General features: G+C 74.7%; 8 protein-coding genes. 3 read left to right on the top strand and 5 right to left on the bottom strand.

Annotated elements, in window-relative coordinates:
• Nucleotides 1-110: 110 nt before the first annotated feature.
• The 4 genes from WMF36_RS03460 to WMF36_RS03445 form a co-directional block, all read right to left on the bottom strand.
• Nucleotides 111-5870: a hypothetical protein gene (locus tag WMF36_RS03460; protein WP_437578164.1), complete on the bottom strand. Its 5760-nt coding sequence runs from the start codon at nt 5868-5870 to the stop codon at nt 111-113.
• Nucleotides 5867-10606 carry a hypothetical protein gene (locus WMF36_RS03455; RefSeq protein ID WP_437578163.1) on the bottom strand — a complete coding sequence of 1580 codons (4740 nt, stop codon included), beginning with the start codon at nt 10604-10606 and terminating at the stop codon, nt 5867-5869. The genes WMF36_RS03460 and WMF36_RS03455 overlap by 4 nt, the downstream gene beginning before the upstream one ends.
• Nucleotides 10607-10859: 253 nt before the next feature.
• Nucleotides 10860-11156: a polyhydroxyalkanoic acid system family protein gene (locus WMF36_RS03450; protein WP_437578162.1), complete on the bottom strand. Its 297-nt coding sequence runs from the start codon at nt 11154-11156 to the stop codon at nt 10860-10862.
• A gap of 54 nt (nt 11157-11210) precedes the next feature.
• On the bottom strand, nt 11211-11813 hold the full coding sequence (locus WMF36_RS03445) for a peptidyl-prolyl cis-trans isomerase (protein ID WP_437578161.1): 603 nt from the start codon (nt 11811-11813) through the stop codon (nt 11211-11213).
• A 357-nt stretch (nt 11814-12170) separates the two neighbouring features.
• On the opposite strand from WMF36_RS03445, the gene WMF36_RS03440 reads away from it, so the two are divergent.
• Together WMF36_RS03440 and WMF36_RS03435 are read left to right on the top strand one after the other, a co-directional pair.
• On the top strand, nt 12171-16340 hold the full coding sequence (locus tag WMF36_RS03440) for a tetratricopeptide repeat protein (protein WP_437578160.1): 4170 nt from the start codon (nt 12171-12173) through the stop codon (nt 16338-16340).
• A 73-nt stretch (nt 16341-16413) separates the two neighbouring features.
• Complete coding sequence (locus WMF36_RS03435; protein WP_437578159.1) at nt 16414-16902, top strand: N-acetyltransferase family protein; 489 nt, start codon at nt 16414-16416, stop codon at nt 16900-16902.
• 192 nt (nt 16903-17094) lie between these two features.
• Here the strand turns inward: WMF36_RS03435 and WMF36_RS03430 are convergent, their stop codons facing one another.
• Nucleotides 17095-17673 (bottom strand): GNAT family N-acetyltransferase, encoded by a 579-nt coding sequence (locus WMF36_RS03430; protein ID WP_437578157.1) that lies wholly within the window; start codon nt 17671-17673, stop codon nt 17095-17097.
• Nucleotides 17674-18619: 946 nt separating this feature from the next.
• Between WMF36_RS03430 and WMF36_RS03425 the strand changes: the two genes are divergently transcribed.
• Nucleotides 18620-19294 carry a glutathione S-transferase family protein gene (locus WMF36_RS03425; protein WP_437578155.1) on the top strand — a complete coding sequence of 225 codons (675 nt, stop codon included), beginning with the start codon at nt 18620-18622 and terminating at the stop codon, nt 19292-19294.
• Nucleotides 19295-19314 lie beyond the last annotated feature (20 nt).

Raw genomic sequence — 19314 nt, 5'->3', positions numbered from 1 at the left:
GGCAGGCAGCGGAGCATACGCGGCCGCGCAAGCCTCCGCGACGGCGAAGTACCCGCGACGGCGCGCGCTCAACATAGCGCGGCGGCGCGCCGCGACGAGCGCGCGAGCCCTCACTCGTTGAACCCGAGCTGCTCCCGGGCCTCGGCCAGGCCGTCGCTCACGGCGAAGACGATGAGGTCGCGCGCCTCCGCGTTGCGTCCGATCCAGGTGACGCGGTCCTTGCCCGCAGCGGGCGGCGCGTTCGTGTGGCCGCCCGACCAGGCGATGCCCGTGAGGGCAATGTTGAGGTCGCCGACCGCGAGGAACGCAGCCCGGTTCCCCCAGCCGTTGATCGCCGTGTTGAGCGTCGACGCCCGGTTGCCGATCGAGCCGATGACGTCGGCGGCGAGCACGCTGAGCTTCGGATCCACGCCGCCCGTCATCACCCGATCGATGCGGCCCTGGTACTCGCGAAGGCGACCGGCTTCGGCGCCCTGCGGCGCCCAGGAGGGGGTGAACGCCTTCAGGTAGGCCGCGAGCAGCGGCCAGAGGTCGATCGGCGCCGTCCGCGAGAAGGCCGAGCCGTTGGTCTGGAGGATCTTGACGGCGCGGTGGATGAGGAAGAGCCGGACGTCCTCGCGCGGCGAGGCGACCAGGGACTGCCCGAGGACGATCTTGGGCGGGCTCGAGGAGGCCGGGACGCAGACGGTGCCGAGCGCGCCCGTCACGTAGACCTGCAGGTTGGGGAGGCCGTACGCCGCCCCGATGCCGCGGGCCAGGTCGGTGATGTCGGCGTGCTGCGGCGGCAGCGGGGTCGCGCGGATGGAGTCGAGATCGAACGGCACCGCGGCGTCGAGCAGCGGGCCCGTCTTGAGCAGGAGCTCGCGGAACGCCGCGGTCATGAGGTCCGGGGCGAGGTGGACGTCGAGGCGGGCCGCGCCGGCGGCGTTGCCGGCGCCGCCCATCGCCGCCTCGCGGCCGTCGAGCGCGGCGACCGTCGCGCGCGCGATCCTGGAGGCGCCGGCGCGGCCGCGGAGCTCCGCGACCGTGGCGACCGTCGCGAACAGGTACGGCTCGAAGCGGCCGGTGGTGAGCGCGCGGCGGGCGTCGGCGAGGGCGCGATCGAGCAAGACGTTGGCCGCGGAGGCCTGCTCGGTGCGCTGGTAGTAGCCCGCCAGCGCGCCGAGCGCGAAGTCGTCCTTGGGCCACGTCTTGCGGGCCGTGAGCAGCGTGGCCTCGGCCTTCTTCAGGTCCCCGATCGACTCGTAGATCTCGGCGAGCTCCGCGGTGCGGCGGCACTTCTGCTCGGGCGCCTCCGCGGCGTTGATGAGAAGGTTCTGCTGCTCCAGCGCATGGACGCCGTCGCCCTCGCGCTTGTAGAGCGCGACGAGGCGCTCGCGCGCGCTCACGTCGCCCGGCGCGCGCTTCAGGATCTCCTGGTAGGCGAGCTCGGCGCGCTCCGCGTTCGGGAGGTGCTCGTCGTAGAGCTCGCCGAGGCGGAGGTAGATCGCGACCTGCTTCGCCGGATCGGGCACGAGGCGCGCGAGGCGGATCCAGGCCTGCTCGGCGCCGGTCCAGTCGCCCTCGCCGGCGCAGACGTCCGCGAACGCGGACAGGGCCTCGACGTGGTCGGGGTTCGCGTCGAGCGCGGCGGCGAGCGCCCGCTTCGCCGCCGTGGCGTCGCCGACGTCGGCGAGCGCGCGGCCGCGGAGGACCTCCATCTCGACCCGCTCCGCCGGATCCGTCACCGCGTCGAGGCGGCGCTCGAGGAGGGCGGCCAGCTCGGCGCGCGCGCCCTCGGCGACGTAGATCGCCTTGAGCCGCGAGAAGACGTCGGCGTACGACGGGTCGACGGTGGCGACCGCCTCGAGGACGTCGCGGGCCCGCGCGGCGTTCTGGACCTTGTCCTGCCAGAGCACCGCCGCGGCATAGAGCGAGTGCGCGCGCCCCTCGGAGCCGACGCTGGCGCCCGCCGCGGACTCGAGCGCCGCCGCGGCGGCGGCCGCCTCGCCGCCGCGCTCGAGCGCGTCGGCGAGGTCGAGGTGCGCGACGAGGTAGTGCGGGACGAGCGTGATCGCGTGCCGGAAGAAGGCGACCGCGTCCTCGATCGAGCCGGCGAGGAGGGCGTCCTTGGCGGCGCGCACCGAGAGGGCAGCGGCCTCGGACGGGCGATCGGTGCGCTCGATGAGCTGGCGATCCGCCTCGATCGCGAGGGCGTGCTCCGCCCTCGCGCGGGCGTGGGCGGCCATCTGGCGCAGCGACCAGATGCCCCGGGGCTCGTTCCTGTACGCGATCTGGACCGGCTCGAACGTCTCCTCCCACGGGAGCACGCGCAGGCGCAGGCGCGCCGACAGGAGCGCGTGCGCGATCGCCTCGGGGCCGTCGAGGACGCGCGCGACCTCGAGGGCGATCGGCTCGAGCTCCTCGTCGCGCCCCTCGCCGATGAGGAAGGAGGCGACGCGGCGGAGCGTGGGCAGGTGGTGCGGCGTCTCCTCCAGGACGGAGCGGCGCCAGAGCAGGGCGCTGCCGGCGTCGCTGCGCCCGAGCTCGTCGAGCTCCGCGAGGCGCTCGTAGATCTCGAGGCGCTCGGTCGCGTCCGCCGCCTCGCGGGCGCGCGGGATCAGGGCGTCGACGAGCTCGCCGGCGCCGTGGCCGGCGACGGCGGCGCGGTAGAGGGCGATCGGCGCGAGCGCCTCGTCGCCCGCGGCGATGGCCTGGCTGGCGCACGCGGCGGCCTGCGCGAGATCGCCGGTGCGCTCGTACTCGAGGGCGGCCTCGAGCGCGAGGCGCGCGGCCTCGATGCCCGTCGCGGCGCGGTCGTCGGCGTCGCCCGAGGCGCCGCCGTCGCCGCCCGGGTGGAGGGCGCGCATCAGCTCGGTGGCGCGCTCGGCGCGCCAGGCGGCGCGGTCGGCCGGAGGCTCCGGCGCGAGCCGCTCGAAGAGCTCGCGCAGGCCGATGTCCTGCGGGCGCGAGCGGTGCGCCGTCTCGAGGAGCGACGCGGCCGACGCGGGATCGGCCTCGGCGACGAGGAGCGCCTCGCGGACGAGGTCGTGGGCCCGCTCCAGCGGGTCGGTGGCGCTCTCGCGGCGGGTCCTGAGCCACTCGAGGAGGCCGTCGCGATCCACGCGGGCGCGCGCGCTGCGCTCGCCGAGGTGGAGCGCGACGGGGAGCTTCGGATCGATCTGCGCGGCGCGGGAGAGCAGGCGCTCGCCCTCGTCGTTGTCACCGCCGTCGAGCAAACGGATCGCCGCCTCGGTGACGAGCACCGCGGCGCGCGGCCCCTCCTCGAGCGTGAGCGCGTGCTCCGCGAGGATGCGGGCCGCGCCGACGCCGCTCTCCTGCGCGGCGCGGGCGCGCGCGGCGCCCTCGTGCTGCGGATCCGCGGCGCGGGCGCGATCGAGGTCGCTCATGGCCGCCCGCTGATCCCCCGCGACCTCCGCGATGACGGCGGCGGCGAGCGCGCTGTCGCGCTCGGACGCGACCTCGCGGAGCGCCGCGATGGCCCTGGCGACGCGGGCGCCGCGATCGCCGTCGAGATCGAGCTCGAGCGAGAGGGCCCGGAAGAGCGGGCTCTCGGGCGCGCTGTCGCCGTAGGTGAGCACCGCGCGGGAGAAGGCGTCGCTCGCGTCGATGCCGCCCTCGGCCGGGACAGCCTCGCGGGAGAGCGCGCGGCCGAGGACCGCGGCGGCGCGGGCGCCGGGGCCGCCGAGGGCGCGCACGCCCCGCGGCGCGGGCGCCCCGTCCGCCGTCGCGCTGTCGCCCGCGCCGCCGGCGTCGCTGAGGGCGGCGCTCGTCGCGGCGCAGAGCGGCGCGAACTCCGGGTCGTCGGCGAGGGCGGTGAGCCACGGCTCGATCTCGCCCGCGGAGCCGCCGGCGAGCGCCGAGAGGACGATGCGATCGGCCGGCGAGAACGCGTCGCCGTCGTCGCGCGTCGCCTCGCGCGCGGCGGCGGCGTCGCCGAGCTCGATCGCCTGCGCCGCGAGGGCGCGGCGCGCCTGGCCGCCGTGCGAGCCGGAGGCGACGGTGCGGAGCGCGCCGAGCGCCGCCGGGCGGGTCTCCTTGCGCGCGGCGCTCAGGGCGGCGGTGAGCCACGCGACCCCGGGCGCGAGCGAGGTGCTGCGCAGGGGATCGAGGCTCGCGAGGCCCTCGGCCAGGTCGCCGGCGCGGAGCAGGGCGCGGGCGCGGAGCAGCGCCTCGTACGGAGTGGCCGGCGCGGCGCGGCCGCGCCGCGCGGCGCCGCGGTGCGCGGCGACCTGCGCGCACGCCGCGGCGAGCGGCGCGAGCTCGGGCGCGTCGGGGAGGCGGAGCTTCGCGATCGTGGCGGAGGCCGCCGCGTCGGTGTCGGGCGCGGCGAGCGCGTCGCAGAAGCGCTGGACGTGCGCGCGCGGATCGGCGGGGTGCATCCGGGACGCGAGCTCCAGGCGCTTGTGCGCGCCCTCGGGGTCCGCGAGCGAGATGCGCGAGAGCTCGGCGCCGAGCGCCAGGTTGTGGCAGCGCGCGGCGGGCGTCCCGAGGATGCGGGTCTCGCTCTCCAGCGCCTCGAGCGCGGCGGGCAGATCCCCCTCGCGCATCAGGAGCCCGCGGAGCTGCCGGTGCGCGAAGATCAGGCCCGGAGAGAGCTCGCGCGCCTCGGCCGCGATGGCGCTGGCGGTGGCGTCCTCTCCGGCCATCACGAAGAGCTCGGCGACGGGGAGCAGCGCGCGCGCACGGGCCGCCGGGTCCTCGATGAGCTCCGCCTCGGCGCGGAGCCAGGCGGCGCGCGCCGCCCAGACGTCGCGCTGCTGCGACTGGACGAGGATCGCGCTCGCGTCCTGCTCGCCGTCGAACACGGACGCGGGCGGCGGGATCGACGGCAGCGGCGGGAGGCTCTCGGGCGCGCGGGCAGGCGCGGACGAGCGCGGCGGAGCGAACGTCGGGCCGACCTCCGGCCTCCGGCTCGCGACGCGCGTCTGGGCGAGATCGTCCTCCATGTCGGCCGACCCGTCGAGCAGGCTGGACTCGTCCACGAGCTCGCCGGGATCGCTCTCGATGGCGGGCTGATCCCAGTGGCTCGGGGGGGCGGACGGCACGCCGGCGTACGGTCGGGTCGTGGGCCCGGGCTCGTCGAGGGCGTTCGTCTCCTCGTCGTCGAAGCCCGTCGTGTCCTCGTCGTCGAAGTGCGGCGCCTTCGCGAGCCGGCTGCTGTTGACGGCGCTGGGCGGCGCGAACTCGAACGGGGAGTCGCCTCCGTCGGGGATGGGCGTCGCGCGGTCGCCCGGCTCGGCGGTGTCCTCCTCCTGCACCTCGTCCGGGCGCCCGGTCTGCGGCAGCGGGGGCGGGGTGGCGGCGGGCGGCGGGCGCGGCACCGGAGACCTCGCGGACGCGGCCCGCGCCGGGATCTTCGGCGTCCGATCGCTGTGCGCGAGCTCGGCGCCGAGCGAGGCCTTCGCGTCGCCCGGCCTGCCCGAGCGGGGCGTGGCCGCGGGGCGGGGCAGCGACGGGGGCCGCGGCGGCGGCGGCACGGGGGGCGTCGCCCGGCGCGGCCCGGTCAGCGCGGGCGCCGAGGTCACGACCCCGTCGTCGGGGTCGTCGCCGCGCGGCTCCTCGAAGAGCATGTCGAGCAGCGCGTCGCTCTCTCCGGCGCTCTGCGCCGGCCTCGCGGGCACGGGCACCGGCTCGCGCGAGAACAGCTGCTTCAGGCCGCCCTCGCCGGCGCGCTCCCCCTCCTCGGCGCGGATCGACTGGATGAGCTCGTCGGGGATCTTGGCGAGGAGCGTGGCCTCCTCGACGTCGTCGTCCGAGACCGCCGCGCCGTACATCGCCGGCGGCGGGACCGTGATCTTCTCCTGCGACGGGGTGCCCTCGTCGCCGCCGCCAGAGGAGCTCTTGGACTGCGGATTCTTGCTGCTCACCGGACCCCCATCCCGAGCTTCTTCCGAAGCTCGAGGTAGCTCTGCGAAAGGACGAACGCGACCAGCTGGCGCGCCCGCTCGCTCTCGGCGACGACACCGCCGAGCTGCTCGCGCGGGGTACTGAGGATGTCCGAGAGGACCAGCGAGACGTCGCCGGCGGCGACGACGGCCATGCGGTCGATGCTCCTGCGCGCGGCCTGCGCCCAGTGGTGCGGGTCTTGCTGGCTCGAGACGATGCGCTGGCACACGTCGGCGATGGTCTTGCGGGTGGCGCGCGACATCTCCTTGTGGATGGCGCGCGAGACCTCGCCGAAGACGGCGTAGGGCGGCTGCGGCACCGCGAAGCCCGCCTCGATGCACGCCGCCGCGACGAGCGAGGCGACGGTGTTGTCGTCCCGGGTCCGGAGCGACGTGATGCCTCGGCGCAGGGCGAACGCCTCGCGCGCGATCGCCGAGCGGGAGGCGGCGTCGAGCGGCGTCGTGACCTCGGGGCCGAGCACGAGCGCCGGCAGCTGGCCGTAGACGCCCGTGGCGCCGTGCGGGCTGGGGCCGCCGACGTAGAGCTCGAAGTCCGTCTCGAAGCTGAGCGCGCCCATCCACTCGGCGACCGCGACGCGCAGCGGGTGGCCGCCGCGCGAGTCGATGCGGTCCTTCTTGCCGACGCCGAGCGACACGAGCGAGGGGCCGAGCGTCACGGAGAGGGTCTCGGCCATCTTCGCGAAGAGCTCGCCGACCGGCCCGCTGTCGAGCGGATCGGCGATCTCGGCCATGGCCTTGGCGTCGAGGGCGATCTGCGGCCGCGCGGGGACGCGGGCGTCGATCTTCCTGAGCTCCGCGGAGATGCCCTCGTCGCTCCGGCCGAGCGCGACGAGCGCGCCGAGCGTGGCCTGCCGGAGCGCCGCGTCCTGCCCGGCGCCGGCGATCTTCGCGAGGAGCGCGACGCGGTCCGCGTCGATCGGGTCCGACGCGAGCGCCTGGATGAGCGTCGCCTTGGCGCGGCCGAGCACGCGGGTGCGGAACGCCGGGTCGTAGTCCGTCGTGAGGACGAGGTCGATCGCCTCCCCGTCGTCCGGGGCCTCGTCGAGGAGCTTCGCCGCCGCCCGCTCGGCGCGGCGAGGCGCGCCGAGCTGGTCCCGGTAGATGGCCATCGCGAGCCGCGCCGCCTCGATCCGCCCCGCGGGGGTGTCGCGCTCGACCATGAGCTCCTCGAGCAGGCGCGTGGCCTCGTCCCAGGAGCCGACCCGCGCGGCGACCCGGACGAGGCGCTCGCGGACGGGGAGCGTCGACAGCCCGGCCCGGTGCAGGCTGACCAGCACCTCGAGCGCCTTGTCGTGCTCGCCCAGCTTCTCGTACGCGTCGACCGCGGTGATCCCGGACATGAGGCGCTGCTCCCCGGGCGCCTTCGCGACGCGCGAGAGCTCGGCGTAGAAGGCCGCCGCCTGGCCAAGATCGCCCTGCGCCTTCGAGATGTCGGCCGAGAGCGCCAGCGCGCCGATGTGGTCCGGCTCGAGCAGCGTCACGTTCTCGAGCGCGGCGAGCGCCTCGTCGAGCTTGCCCTTCTTGCGGAGCACGCGCGCGCGCTCCCAGAACAGCTTGCAGATCTCGAGGTCGTTGTCGGCCACGCCGAGCCGCCGCTCGACGATGTCGAGCAGCCGATCGTCCTCGTTGCGCGCGCGCACCCGGCGGAACAGCCGGTCGAAGGCGACGCCGCGCCGCGGGTCGCGCGAGAAGGCGCGGTCGAAGGCGATCTCCGCGTCCTCGTGGGCCTCGGTGTGCTGGAGGAGCAGGAGCCCCGCGCTCTCCCAGAACCCCGCGCCGCGCGCGTCGTCCTTGCAGAGCGCCCCGAGCTGCGCCGAGGCGAGCGCCGTCGACACCGGGTCGCGCAGCGCCTCGGACGTCGCGCGGACGCCCTCCCAGGCGGCGACGTCGTCGGGCCTCCGCTCGACGACCGTGCGGAACGCGGCGAGCGCCCGCTCGTGATCGCCGGCCGCGAAGTCCGACCAGCCCGCGAGGCCGAGCGCGGTGAGCTGCGCGTCCTCGCCGAGCGCGTCGCCGAGCCCGTGCAGCGCCGCGGCGCGGCGCCGCGGATCGCAGCCGGGGAGCGCGAGCTCCAGGTTGGCGAGCTGCGCGGGCGCGTGCTCGCCCGTCAGGAACGGGCGCGGGAGGTTCGGCTGGTCGAGCGCGCCGACGATCGCGGCCGAGGCCTCCATCGCCGCGCGGGCCTCGCCGTCCATGTGCCGCGCGAGGGCGCTCCGGGCGGCGACCTCGGCGTCGCGGTCCTCGGCGCCGAGCGCCGCGCCGAGCCACTCGAGCTCGGCGTGCGCGCTCGGGTCGGCCTCGGCCCACGCCGCGGCGCGCGCCGCGGTGCGCGCGCGGTCGTGATCCAGGGTGCGCGCGAGGCGGAAGCGCTCGGCGTGGGCGATGGACGCGGCGCCGTCGCCCCGCTCCTCGACGTAGTCGAGCGCGCGCTCGACGGCGCTCCGCTGCTCGAGCGCCGGCTGCCAGAGGAGCCGCCCGAGCGCGGCGGCCAGGGCGAGATCGTCGCTCGCCTGCGACTCCAGCGCCTCGAGCGTCGCGAGCGCCTCGTCGGCGTCGCCGCCCTCGGCCGCGCCGATCTCGAGGCCGAACCGCGACAGCGCGAGCGCCGCCGGGTCCTCGCCCGCCTCGCCCGCCACCTCGAGGGCGCGGCGCCGGCTGTCGAGATCGCTGGCCTCGTGGCCGCGGAGCGCCCAGGTGAGGACCGTCGCGCCCGCCCGCGGCGCCTTGCCGCGCGCCGCCTCGAGCTCCTCGATGGCGCGCCCACGCTCGCCGGCGCGCCAGAGCAGGATGGCCGCCTCGATGTGCAGCGCCGCCGACAGATCGGCGTCGTCGATCGCCGCGGCGCAGGTCGAGAGCGTGGCGGCCGCGGAGGTGGGGCTCCCGGCGCGCCGCTCCAGCTCGGCCAGGAACACCGCGATGACCTCGTCGTCCGCGGATTGCTCGAAGAGCGCGCGGAGCCGGCTCCGCGCGCGATCGAGCTCGCCGCTGCGCGCGCTGCGCAGGGCGGCGACGAGCCACAGCCCGCGCGCGGTCTCCGGGCCCTCGACCTCCGCGAGCGCCTCGATCACCATCGGCGAGCGCCGCGGGCCGGGGGCGCCGGGCTCGTCGCCGCGCTCGCGACGGCTGCGGACGAGATCGACCGCGAAGGCGCCGAGCGCCCTCCCGAGCCACGCGTTCGGCGCGAGGCCACCGTCGTCGGCGCCAGCGGCGGCGAGCTCGGCGAAGGCCCCCTCGGCGCCGCCCGCGTCGCCCCGGAGCAGGCGGCTCCTGCCGATCTCGAACCAGAGGCTCGCCTTCTCGGCCGGGTCAACGCCGGTCGAGAGCAGCCGCTTCGTCGACTCCTCGTACCAGGCCGCGTCGCCGCGGAGCGCCGCGAACGACCGCCCGAAGCGCGCGAGCACGCCCGGATGCACGCCGGCCATGCCGGCCTGCGACAGGGCCGCCTTCGCCGCGCCGACGTCGTCCGTCCGCACCGCCCAGACGTAGGCCGCGAGGAGCAGCGCGCGTCCCCTCGCCTCGTCGCTGCCGTACGACGCCGCCGTTGTCTCGAGCGAGGCCGCGAACGCGGACGGGTCCTGGCCGTCGCCGAGCAGATCGATCTCGAGCGCGCGCGCCGGGATGCACTGCGGGTCGGCCGTGAGCGCGCTCCGGAGCGCCGCGAGCGCGGCCTCGCGGTCGCTCGCCAGCGCCGCCGCCTCGGCGATGCGGAGCCACAGCGCCGCGGCGCCGGGCCCGCTCGCGCCGCGCGCGATCTCCTGCTTGGCCAGGCCGGCGGCGGCCTCGGCCTCGCCGGCGGCCTCGAGGGCGGCGATGCGCGCCCGCCCGAGCAGCGCCGACTTGGGCAGCCGCTCCGCGGCCCGCTCCAGGAGCGACGCGAAGCCGCCTGTCCCCGTGCGCTGCGTCAGCTCGGCGGCGCGGAGCCACGCGTCGGCCGCGTACTCCGGCTTGCGCATGTACCGCGGGACGCCGTTGGCCTCGCCGCTCGCCTCGTCATCGAGCGCGTCGGCGATGAGCTCGGCCTGCCCCTCGAGGGCGCGCGCGAGCGCGCCGAAGTCCTCCTCGCGCCGCGCGATGGCCTCGAGCGCGAGCTGCGACCGGAAGCGCGCCCGCCCCTCCAGCGCGGCGGCCGCGTCGAGCAGCTCGTAGGCGCGCTCCACGTTCTCGGCCGCCGACGCGAGGTCGGCGAGCTCGATGAAGAGCAGCCCCTTCCACGTCGCGTCGGTCGCGAGCTCGGCGCGGGCCTCGATCGCGCGCATGCGGCCGGCGATGTCCCCTTCCTTGGCCGCGATGAGCTCGAGCTCGAGCCACGGGGTCGCGTCCTCCGGGTTGCTGAGCGCCGCCTCCTCGAGCGCCTCCTTGGCCGCCGAGAGGTTCTGCTCGTGGTCCTGGAGGTACGCCGCGCGCTCCCAGAACGCGCGCGCTCGCTCCTCGGGCGTGGCCGCGGCGCGCGTGAGCGCGTCGAGCAGCTTGCCGAGGTTCTTGATCGACTTGCGCCGGGTGAGGATGCGGACCAGCGCCTCGAGCGGCTCGCGGAACTGGGGATCGGCGTTGAACGCGGCGAGGTAGTCGCGCGCGGCCGTGGGCTCCTCGCCGAGCGCCTCCTCGAGCGCGCCGAGCTCGTGCAGCAGCAGCGCCTGGAGCTGTCGCTCCGGTTGGTCTCCTTGCTCCGCGCGAAGCCGCGCGATCAGGGCCGTCATGCTCTCCACCTGCCCTTCGGGTGCCTGAACCGTCATCTCGCTTGCGACGCCTCCGAAGGGGGTCTCATCTCTGCGCAACGCATGACGATGGCGGAGAGTAGCGAACCGAACGTCGCGGAGTAAAGCGCGCCGGGTAGGGGGCGGGCTCGATCTGCGCCGCGCGCGTGGAGGCGCGCGGCCCTGGAAAGCGCGGAGCTGCGGGCGCTGTGGCGCGCAGGTCTGCGCGGCGCTTCCTTGAGCCCGGCCGCCGCGGCTAGGCCTTGGAGAGCACGGCCTCGAGCTTCTCGTTGACCTTCGACTCGATCGTGCCCTTCATCGCCTTCAGCAGGAACGGGAGATCGATCTCCACCTGGACGGCGGACGCCTCGACGCGCACGAGGCCCTTCGTCCCCTTCGCTGCGCCGCCCGGGGCCTCGAACCGGATGAGATCGCCTTCCCACCGCCAGCGGATGCCGAGCTTGTCCTCCATGCCGCGCGCGAGCTCCTCCGCGCGCTGCCTGGCCTCCTCCTTGGTGAGCGCGTGCTGCCGGCGGATGTCGATCGTCGCCATACGGTATCTCCACTCGTTCGCGCGCGCGGCGACGCGCCGCGCGGTAGGCCTTCCTTACTCGATCCGGCGCGCGATCCAAAAGCCGCGCGGCGTGTCGACCGGGCCGCTCACGCCCCCCTTGGGGAGGCTGAAGAGCTCATACTCCGGCGCGGGCTCGAGCACGCCGCGCGGGATGTAGCCGAGATCGTCGGTGGATCCCTTGTCCCCCTTGCCGATGGCGGCCTTGAAGTCCGTCTTGGCGACCTCGGCGAGCTCCCTGGCGAGCGCCAGCGCGGCGTCCTTGGAGCGCGCGTTCTGCGTCGCGCCCTGCGCTCCACGGTACTGGACGAGCACCACGCCGAAGCGCACCTTCTTCGGCGCCTCGGCCGGCAGCCCGGGCGGCGCCTCGCCCGAGAGGAGCGTGATGCCCGCGTCGGATCGCGCCGCTTGCTCCGGGCCGCTCTCCTGGAGGAGGCCGTCACCGCCGGCGTCGCTCCCGGCGTCGCCGTCGCCCGCCGCTGACGCCGCCGCAGGCGAGCCGGCGTCGGCGTCGGCGTCGGCGCCCGCGTCGGCGGGCGCGCTGGCCGCGCCGCTCCCCTTCGGGCCGCCGTTCGCGATGACGAACGCCAGCGCGCCCGCAAAGAAGAGCGTGTAGATGACCGCCGTCGAGCGCTGCATGGGCGGCAGCGCGTTAGCACAGGTGGAGGACGCTTGGCGAGGCCGCGATGGCGGCGCGCTCCGCCGGCCGGACGTCGCCAACCCGCGCCCGCGCTCGCCGAGCGTCGCTCGGCCGCCGGCCGCGTTTGCTCCGGCTCCACCCCGGCGCGGCTCCGGCTCCACGCCGGAGACAAGCACGCGACATGCCCGGGGAAATCGCCGATTTGAGGACGGCCCGTAGAAGAGGCGATCCAAGGACCACAAGCCCTGCTAGTAAGGAGAGCGGATGTCGGGGCATCCCGGCCTTTGACAGGCCGAACGAGCGTGTAGGCGCGCGCCTGCGGAGGCACTCGCAGCGCCGGCATCGGGTCGGGGAGCATGATCAAGGTCGAGTGCGACGGATGCAAATCGCCGTACCAGGTCGACGAGAAGCGCATTCCCCCTGCGGGGCTCAGGATGCGCTGTCCGAAGTGCGGTACGAGCCTGCTTGTGACCAAGGGGGGCGCGGGTGCAGCACCTGCGCCGACGCCCGCGCCCACACCCACGCCCGCGCCGCGGGCTGGAGCGGGAGGCTTGCAGCTCTCGGAGCGGAGCGCGCCGGCGATGCACGACGACGCCGATCTGCCGGTGGCGGCCCCGGAGGACGTCGCGTTCCCCGCGGTCGCGCCTCCTCGTCGTCCGGGGCCGGCGCCCGTGGCGACGCCGCCGCGCCGCGCGGCGCCCACGGCCCCCGCAGCGCCCGCGCCGCTCCCTGAGCCGTCGGGCCCCGAGGTCTTCGGCGAGATCGGCCTGCCCGACGTCCCCGATCGCCCGGCCCCGTCCGATCGGCGCAACGCCAAGACCGTGCCGCAGCGCCGCGGCTTCGGCGAGATCGATCTCATGGTCGAGCTCCCGAGCCCGACGGACGCCGAGGTGCAGGGGCTCGATCCCGACGACCTGCCGGTCGTCTACGGCAATATGCCCGCCGCGCCGGCTCCGTTCGGGGCGCGCTCGCGCGCGGAGTCCCGCACCGCTCCGGCGACGCCCACCGCGTTCGCCGAGTCCGACCTGCCGGCGCCGTCCGATCCGCTTCCTCCCAGCAGCCGGCGCATCCTCGGGTTCGGCATACGGGACTCGCGGCCGAGCGCCCCCTCGGGGTTCGGCGCGCGCGATTCCGGGGCCGCCTCGCAGCCGCTCAGCCGCGGGCGCACCCGCGGGATGGGGGACGTCGCTCCGCCCCGCGTGGTCCCGGAATACGACTTCGGAGACCTGGACGACGACGCGCCCCCGGCTCCGCCGGCGCGTTCCAGCAGCGGGTCCATGTCGTTCGGCTTCGGCGAGCTCGAGTTGCCGCTCGAGGGCGACGGTGAGGCCGAGCTGCCCTCGCCCTCGGGCGACCTGCCCATCATGGCCAGCGATCTGCCGAGCTCGGTCCCGGGCGTGATCGGCATGCCCTCCCCGTTCTCGAACGCGGGCCTGCCCGCGCCGGCCTCCGCACCGCTCCCCTCGCCGGTGCGCGCCGGGCTCCCGACCTCGGCATCGGCCGGCTACCCTGCCGCGGCGTCCGCCGGCTACCCTGCCGCGGCGTCCGCGGGCTTTCCCACGAAGGCCACGGGCACCGCCCTTCCCACGAAGGCCACCGGCACCGCCCTTCCCACGAGGGCCACCGGCACCGGCTTGCCCGCCGGACCAGGCACCATCGTCGGCGCCGAGCTGTTCGACGAGGCCCCGCCGGACTACGACGACTCGCGCGTCGGCGCCGCGTTCCAGGCGCCCGGGCCGCGCCCGATCCCGCAGGCGGCGCCCGAGCCCCCGAGCAGCGGCGCGATGCCGCCGGCCGACTTCGGCGGCGCGATGCCGCCGGCCGACTTCGGCGACGAGATCGCGCTCGGCGAGAGCGTGACGCACCTCGCCGCCAGCGCCGCGCCCACCGCCTACGATCCGTCCGATCGCTCCGGGAACTTCACGCAGACGCCGGCGGACGACGACGATCGGGGCATCGAGCTCAGCCAGCCGAACCCCAGCGTCGGCGACGAGGTCGATCTCACCGGCGCGGGCACCGAGATCGGCGACCTGAGCGCCGGGCCGGAGGCGCAGGTCGAGAAGCCCGCGCCTGCCCAGGAAGCCCCGGCGCAGAAGTCGAAGATCAAGCGCTACGTCGTCGCGGTGCTCGCCGTCGCCGCCGTCGGCGGCGGCGCGCTCGCGCTCGTTCCGGACGTCGGCGCCTTCGGCGTGAACCTCATCAGCGACCGGCTCAACGTCTTCGCGTACGAGGCGGCGCTCGCCGATCTCCGGCAGCGGACCCAGACGGCCCTCGCCCAGGACACCGCCTCGGCCGCGAACGGCGCGCTGAACGACGCAAAGGCCACACGCACGAGCGCGCCCCGCCACCGGCCGACGATGGCTTACGCCGCGTACGTCGCCTTCGCGCGCAGCGTCCGCTTCGGGCACCGGACCATCGACGACGCCTTCGGGAAGGAGATGGTCACGCTCGCGAGCTCCCATCCGGGCGACCTGCTCACCCTGGCCGTCGCGGCGCAGGACGCGACCACGGGCCAGCTCCCGCGCGCGCGCCAGGCCGCGCAGGCGCTCGGCGCCCAGCTCAAGGACGACATCGACGTCGCCGTCCTCGCCGCCGAGATCGAGCTCCTCGCCAGGGACGCTCCCAAGGCGACCGCGGCGTGGCAGCGCGCGACCGAGCTCCAGAAGAGCGCGCGCACGCTGTTCGGCCTGGCCCGGGCGCAGCGGCTCGCCGGCGATGCGCCCGGCGCCGAGGCGAGCGCCAGGAGCGCGCTCGAGGCCTCGCCGGACCACGTCGGGGCCCGCACCCTGATCGCGTCGCTGCTCTGGCAGACGCAGGGCCGCGAGCAGGAGGCGCTCGACCTGCTCGGCAAGGTCACCGGCGACGGTCCGGTCCGCGCCGCCGCGAGCGACCCCGAGATCGTCGAGGCGTACACGCTGCTCGGCACCATCCACCTCACGAAGTCCCGCATGAGCGCGGCCGAGCAGGCCTTCGCCGCCGCGGCGAAGATCGATCCGCAGGCGGTGCGCGCGCTGATCGGCAACGGCGAGGTCCTGTACCGGTCCGGCCGCTACTCCGAGGCGCAGGCGCGCTTCGAGGCCGCGGCCCGCGCCGACGCGCAGAACCTCGCCGCCCACATCGGCAAGGCGAAGACCTGGCTCGCGCAGGAGCGCATGAAGGAGGCGAAGGACCTCCTGAAGGGGCTGCAGAAGACCCACGCGGCGGATCCGCAGGTCGCCTACTGGATCGGGCGCACCGAGCTCGCGCTCGGCAACAAGAAGGAAGCGGAGCAGGCGTACCTCGACGCGGTGAAGTCGAGCGAGAACCGCCCGGAGGTCGTCGACGCCTACGTGGCGCTGTCCTCGCTGCTGTCGAGCCTGGGCCGCAACGAGGCGGCGGCGGCGAAGCTGTCGGAGGCGACGGCGAAGTTCCCGGAGCTGCCGGCCCTCCACAAGGCCAAGGCCGAGGTCGCGCTCCAGACCGGGAAGTACGAGGAGGCCCGGATGGAGCTCGAGCTCGCGCTCGCCAAGGAGGAGGACCTCGGCAGCGAGTTCAAGCTGGGGGAGGCTTACCGCCGCCTGCGCCGGTTCGAGGACGCAGCGCGGATCTTCGACAAGGTCATGGCGGCGGACAAGGACTACCCCGGCCTGGCGCTGGAGCGAGGGCTCCTGTTCGAGGAGACCGGGCAGAGCGAGCGCGCGCTGGAGATGTACGCCGACGCGCTCCGCAAGGCGCCGAACGACGTCGATCTGAAGCTGCGCGTCGGCTCGACCCAGGTGATGGCGGGGCACGCGAGCCAGGCCGAGCCCATCCTGCGCGAGGTGCTCAAGGACAAGGCGAACTCCGCCGAGGCGAACCACTTCCTCGGCCGCGCGCTCCTGGTGCGCGGCACGAACACGGCCGAGGCGCTGCGCTTCCTGGAGCGCGCCTCGGAGATCGACCCGAACCGCGCCGAGTACCACCTCTACGTCGGCTGGGGCGCCAACGAGACGGGCCAGACCGCGCGCGCCGAGATGGCGCTGAGGCGGGCGCTGGAGCTCGACGCGGAGCTCGGCGACGCGTACTGGCAGCGCGGCGTCCTGCTGCAGAAGCAGGGGGCGAGCCGCGACGCGCTGGCGGATCTGCAGATCGCGCTCGAGAAGCGGCCGTCCCGCTACGAGGCGTACGCCACGATGGCGCTCTGCTACCAGGATCAGGGCAACTGGCCGGCGGCGGAGGAGGCCTGGCGCAAGGCGATCGCGTCCAACGACAAGGTCCCCGAGTGGCACTACCGCCTCGGCAAGATCTACGCGTCGCGCGGCAACCGGGCCGGGGCCGCGACCGAGATGGCGCAGGCGGTCGCCCTGGGCGAGTCGCCGGAGCGCTCGACCCCGCCGTGGCTGTTCGACGCGCACTTCCTCCTGGCCGAGGCGCTCCGCGCGACGAACGACCGCGAGAAGGCCATCCGCCACTACCAGCGCTTCCTGGAGACGGCGCCGACCGACAACGCCTACCGGCGCGACGCGGAGCAGGCGCTGGCGAGCCTGGGGGCGGGCAAAGCACGCTGAGCGCCGAGCGCCGAGCGCCGAGCGCCGGGCGCCGAGCGCCGGGCGAGCGGTCGTCGCTCGGCTATCCTGGTAGATGACCTCCTCCATCACGGTCCGCGGGGCGGTGCGCGCGGACATGCCCGAGGTGGCGCGCTTCGCGGCGCAGCTCGTCCGCCTCCACCATGCCCTGGATCCGCACCGCTTCCTGTGCCTGGAGCCGATCGAGCCGGGCTACGAGCGATGGCTCACCAGCGAGCTCGAAAGCCCTGACGCCGCGATCGTCGTCGCCGAGCGAGGCGGCGCCGAGCCGGTGCTGGTCGGCTACGCCTACGGCCGCCGGGAGCCGCGCGACTGGAACAGCCTCCTCGACGCCTGCGGCGTGGTCCACGACCTCTATATCGCCGAACCCGTGCGCCGGCTCGGCGCGGGCGCCATCCTGCTGGAGGCCATGCTCGCACGGCTCCGCGCCCTGGGTGCGCCACGCGTCGTGCTCCACACCGCGACGCAGAACGCCGCTGCGCAGCGCCTGTTCGAGCGGTTCGGCTTCCGTCGCACGATGATCGAGATGACGCTCGAGCTCTGATCGCTGCCAGCGCGCACCGAGCACCTCTCTCTGAACTCGATGGTGCTCGCGGCGCGCCGGCCGAGCGCGGTGGTCTCACGGACGTTGCCTTCCTCGGCGCAACGGTGCTGTCACTCGCCCGGAGAGAGTTCACATGGAGGTGGCAAGATCATTCGATATTCTTCCTGACTCACGCCTTCATGTGCAGGTGACTTACTCCCGCCTTGGCCCCGCGAGCTCCGCGGCCGTCTGCGCCCACACCATGGTGTCGCGCGGCTCGCCCGAGGGCGTCAGGGCATTGGCCTCGAGCGTCGTCACATGCTGATACCCGAGCCGTCGAGGCACGGCGGCGCTCGCCGTGTTCCGCGGGTCGCAACGGATCTCGACGCGGCTCACCCCGAGCTCCTCGAGCGCGACCCGGGTCAAGCGGGCCACGGCCTCGCTCGCGTAACCGCGGCGCGTCGCGGTCTCCCGGAGCCAGTACCCGATCTCGATCGCGTCCGGACCGATCCGCGGGTGCAGCCCCGTCCCTCCGAGCACCTGGCGCTCGTCGCGCGTGAAGATGCCGTAATGGAAGTCCCGTCCTGCCGCGAAGTCGTCCCGGAACCTCTCCAGGAGCACAGTGGAGGCGTCCATGGATGAAGGCTCGTGCGCGGCCCACGGCATCCAGGGCCGCAGGTGCGCAAGGCTTCCGTCGATCGCCTCCCTGATCAAAGGAGCATCTTCGGGCCGCCACGCTCGCAGCGTCAGCCGAGCGGTCAGGATACGAGACGGCGGGCGCTCACCCGCCATCGCCCCGCTCCACGCCCGCCGCGATCGTGCACCTGACGACGAGGACGCTGCCCCGTCGAGCGCCGCGGACCGCGCGAGGGCCATGTCCCGAGCCGCAGAGCGCTCCAGCGTGGAGACGAACCGTCGTCATGCCGCGGAGCTTACAACGAAGACCTCGCTGGCACATCCCCGCATGTCCGGCCCAGTCCCCTCCCCGACAGCGCCATCCCCGCCGCAGACCCGTTACAGCGCGACCGATCAGGAACGCCAACGCCCTCCCGGAGCGGCTTGACACTTCCGTTATAACGGATTAACATCCGCCACGAAAGAGTAAGGCGAACAACAGCAGCTCTCCCTCCCGGTGCGTTGAGAGGAGCTCCGCGTCCACGCCCGCGCGTGGATGACCCGCTCGACCAGAGGCGCCACGCGATGACGTGGCGCCGACTGCGCCTCTTTCTGTCGCATCCGCGACCAACAAGCCACGAGGAGGAAGGATGAAGATCTGAACATGCGCCCGCCCGAGAGGCGCGCCGCCTCCCGAGCGTTTGACGTCTTTCGACCCTCCCACCGGCAGCGGCCCACCCCAGCGCCCCGCGCTCCCAGCGGAGCGCCGGTCGAGCAAGCCGACCCCGAGCACCTCGAACGTGCGTCCAGCAGGCGGTCCAGCGAGCCCGCGCGGCATCACAGGACGCCGGCCGACCGGGGCACCGCCTCACGACGGCCTCACGACGGATGAATTGCTGCCGCAGCAACACATCACCAGCAATCCTTGCTCCTGTCGCAGCAAGTCCATGTCCACCATGACGGATTGCGATCCGTTCCTGCGACAACGATCTGGCACGCTACCTGCTCTATCGATATAGCCATCGATATCGATAGCTCGTGAGATCACAGCTCGGGAGATGACGCGAACGCAATCGACTGCCGGAGAGCTTTTCGCGTGGCGGACGCCACGAAGGAGAACAGGATGACGACGCTGCGACTTTTCAGCGCGAAGGCGTGCCCCTTCGCCCACCGTACCCGGCTCGTGCTTCAGGAGAAGGCGATTGACGCCGAGCTGATCGAGGTCGATCTGCAGAACAAGCCGCGGGCGTTCGTCGACGCCTCGCTCTACGGCAAGGTCCCGGCGATCGAGCACGAGGGCAACCGCATCTGGGAGTCGGCGATCATCAACGAGTACCTCGAGGAGGTCTTCCCCGATCCGGCGCTCCTGCCGAGGGAGCCGGGCAAGCGCGCCCTGGCGCGGATCTGGATAGACTACGCGAACACGCGCCTCGTGCCGGCGTTCGCCCAGCTGCTCAGGGCCGAGACGCCGGAGCGCGAAGCGGAGGGGCGCAAGGCGCTCGGCGAGGTGCTCGCGTTCATCGAGCGAGAGGCGCTGGCGGGGTCGTCGGGCCGCGGGCCCTACTGGCTCGGCGCCGACGTCAGCCTCGTCGATCTCTCGTTCTATCCGTGGTTCGAGCGGCTGCCCGCGGTCGATCGCCTCCGCGGGTTCTCCATCCCGGCAGAGCTCACGCGGCTCCGGGCGTGGATCGAGGCGGTGCAGGCGCGCGACGCGGTCCGCGCCACCTCGAATCCGGTCGATTTCTACGTGGAGCGTTACGCGAAGTTCGTGAAACCGGCGGCGGCGACGGCCGCCTGAGCGGCACCGAGGGACAGGAG

Source organism: Sorangium sp. So ce887 (genome assembly GCF_051521455.1).
GTDB lineage: Bacteria > Myxococcota_A > Polyangia > Polyangiales > Polyangiaceae > Sorangium.
This window is presented reverse-complemented; position numbering and strand designations above follow the sequence as displayed.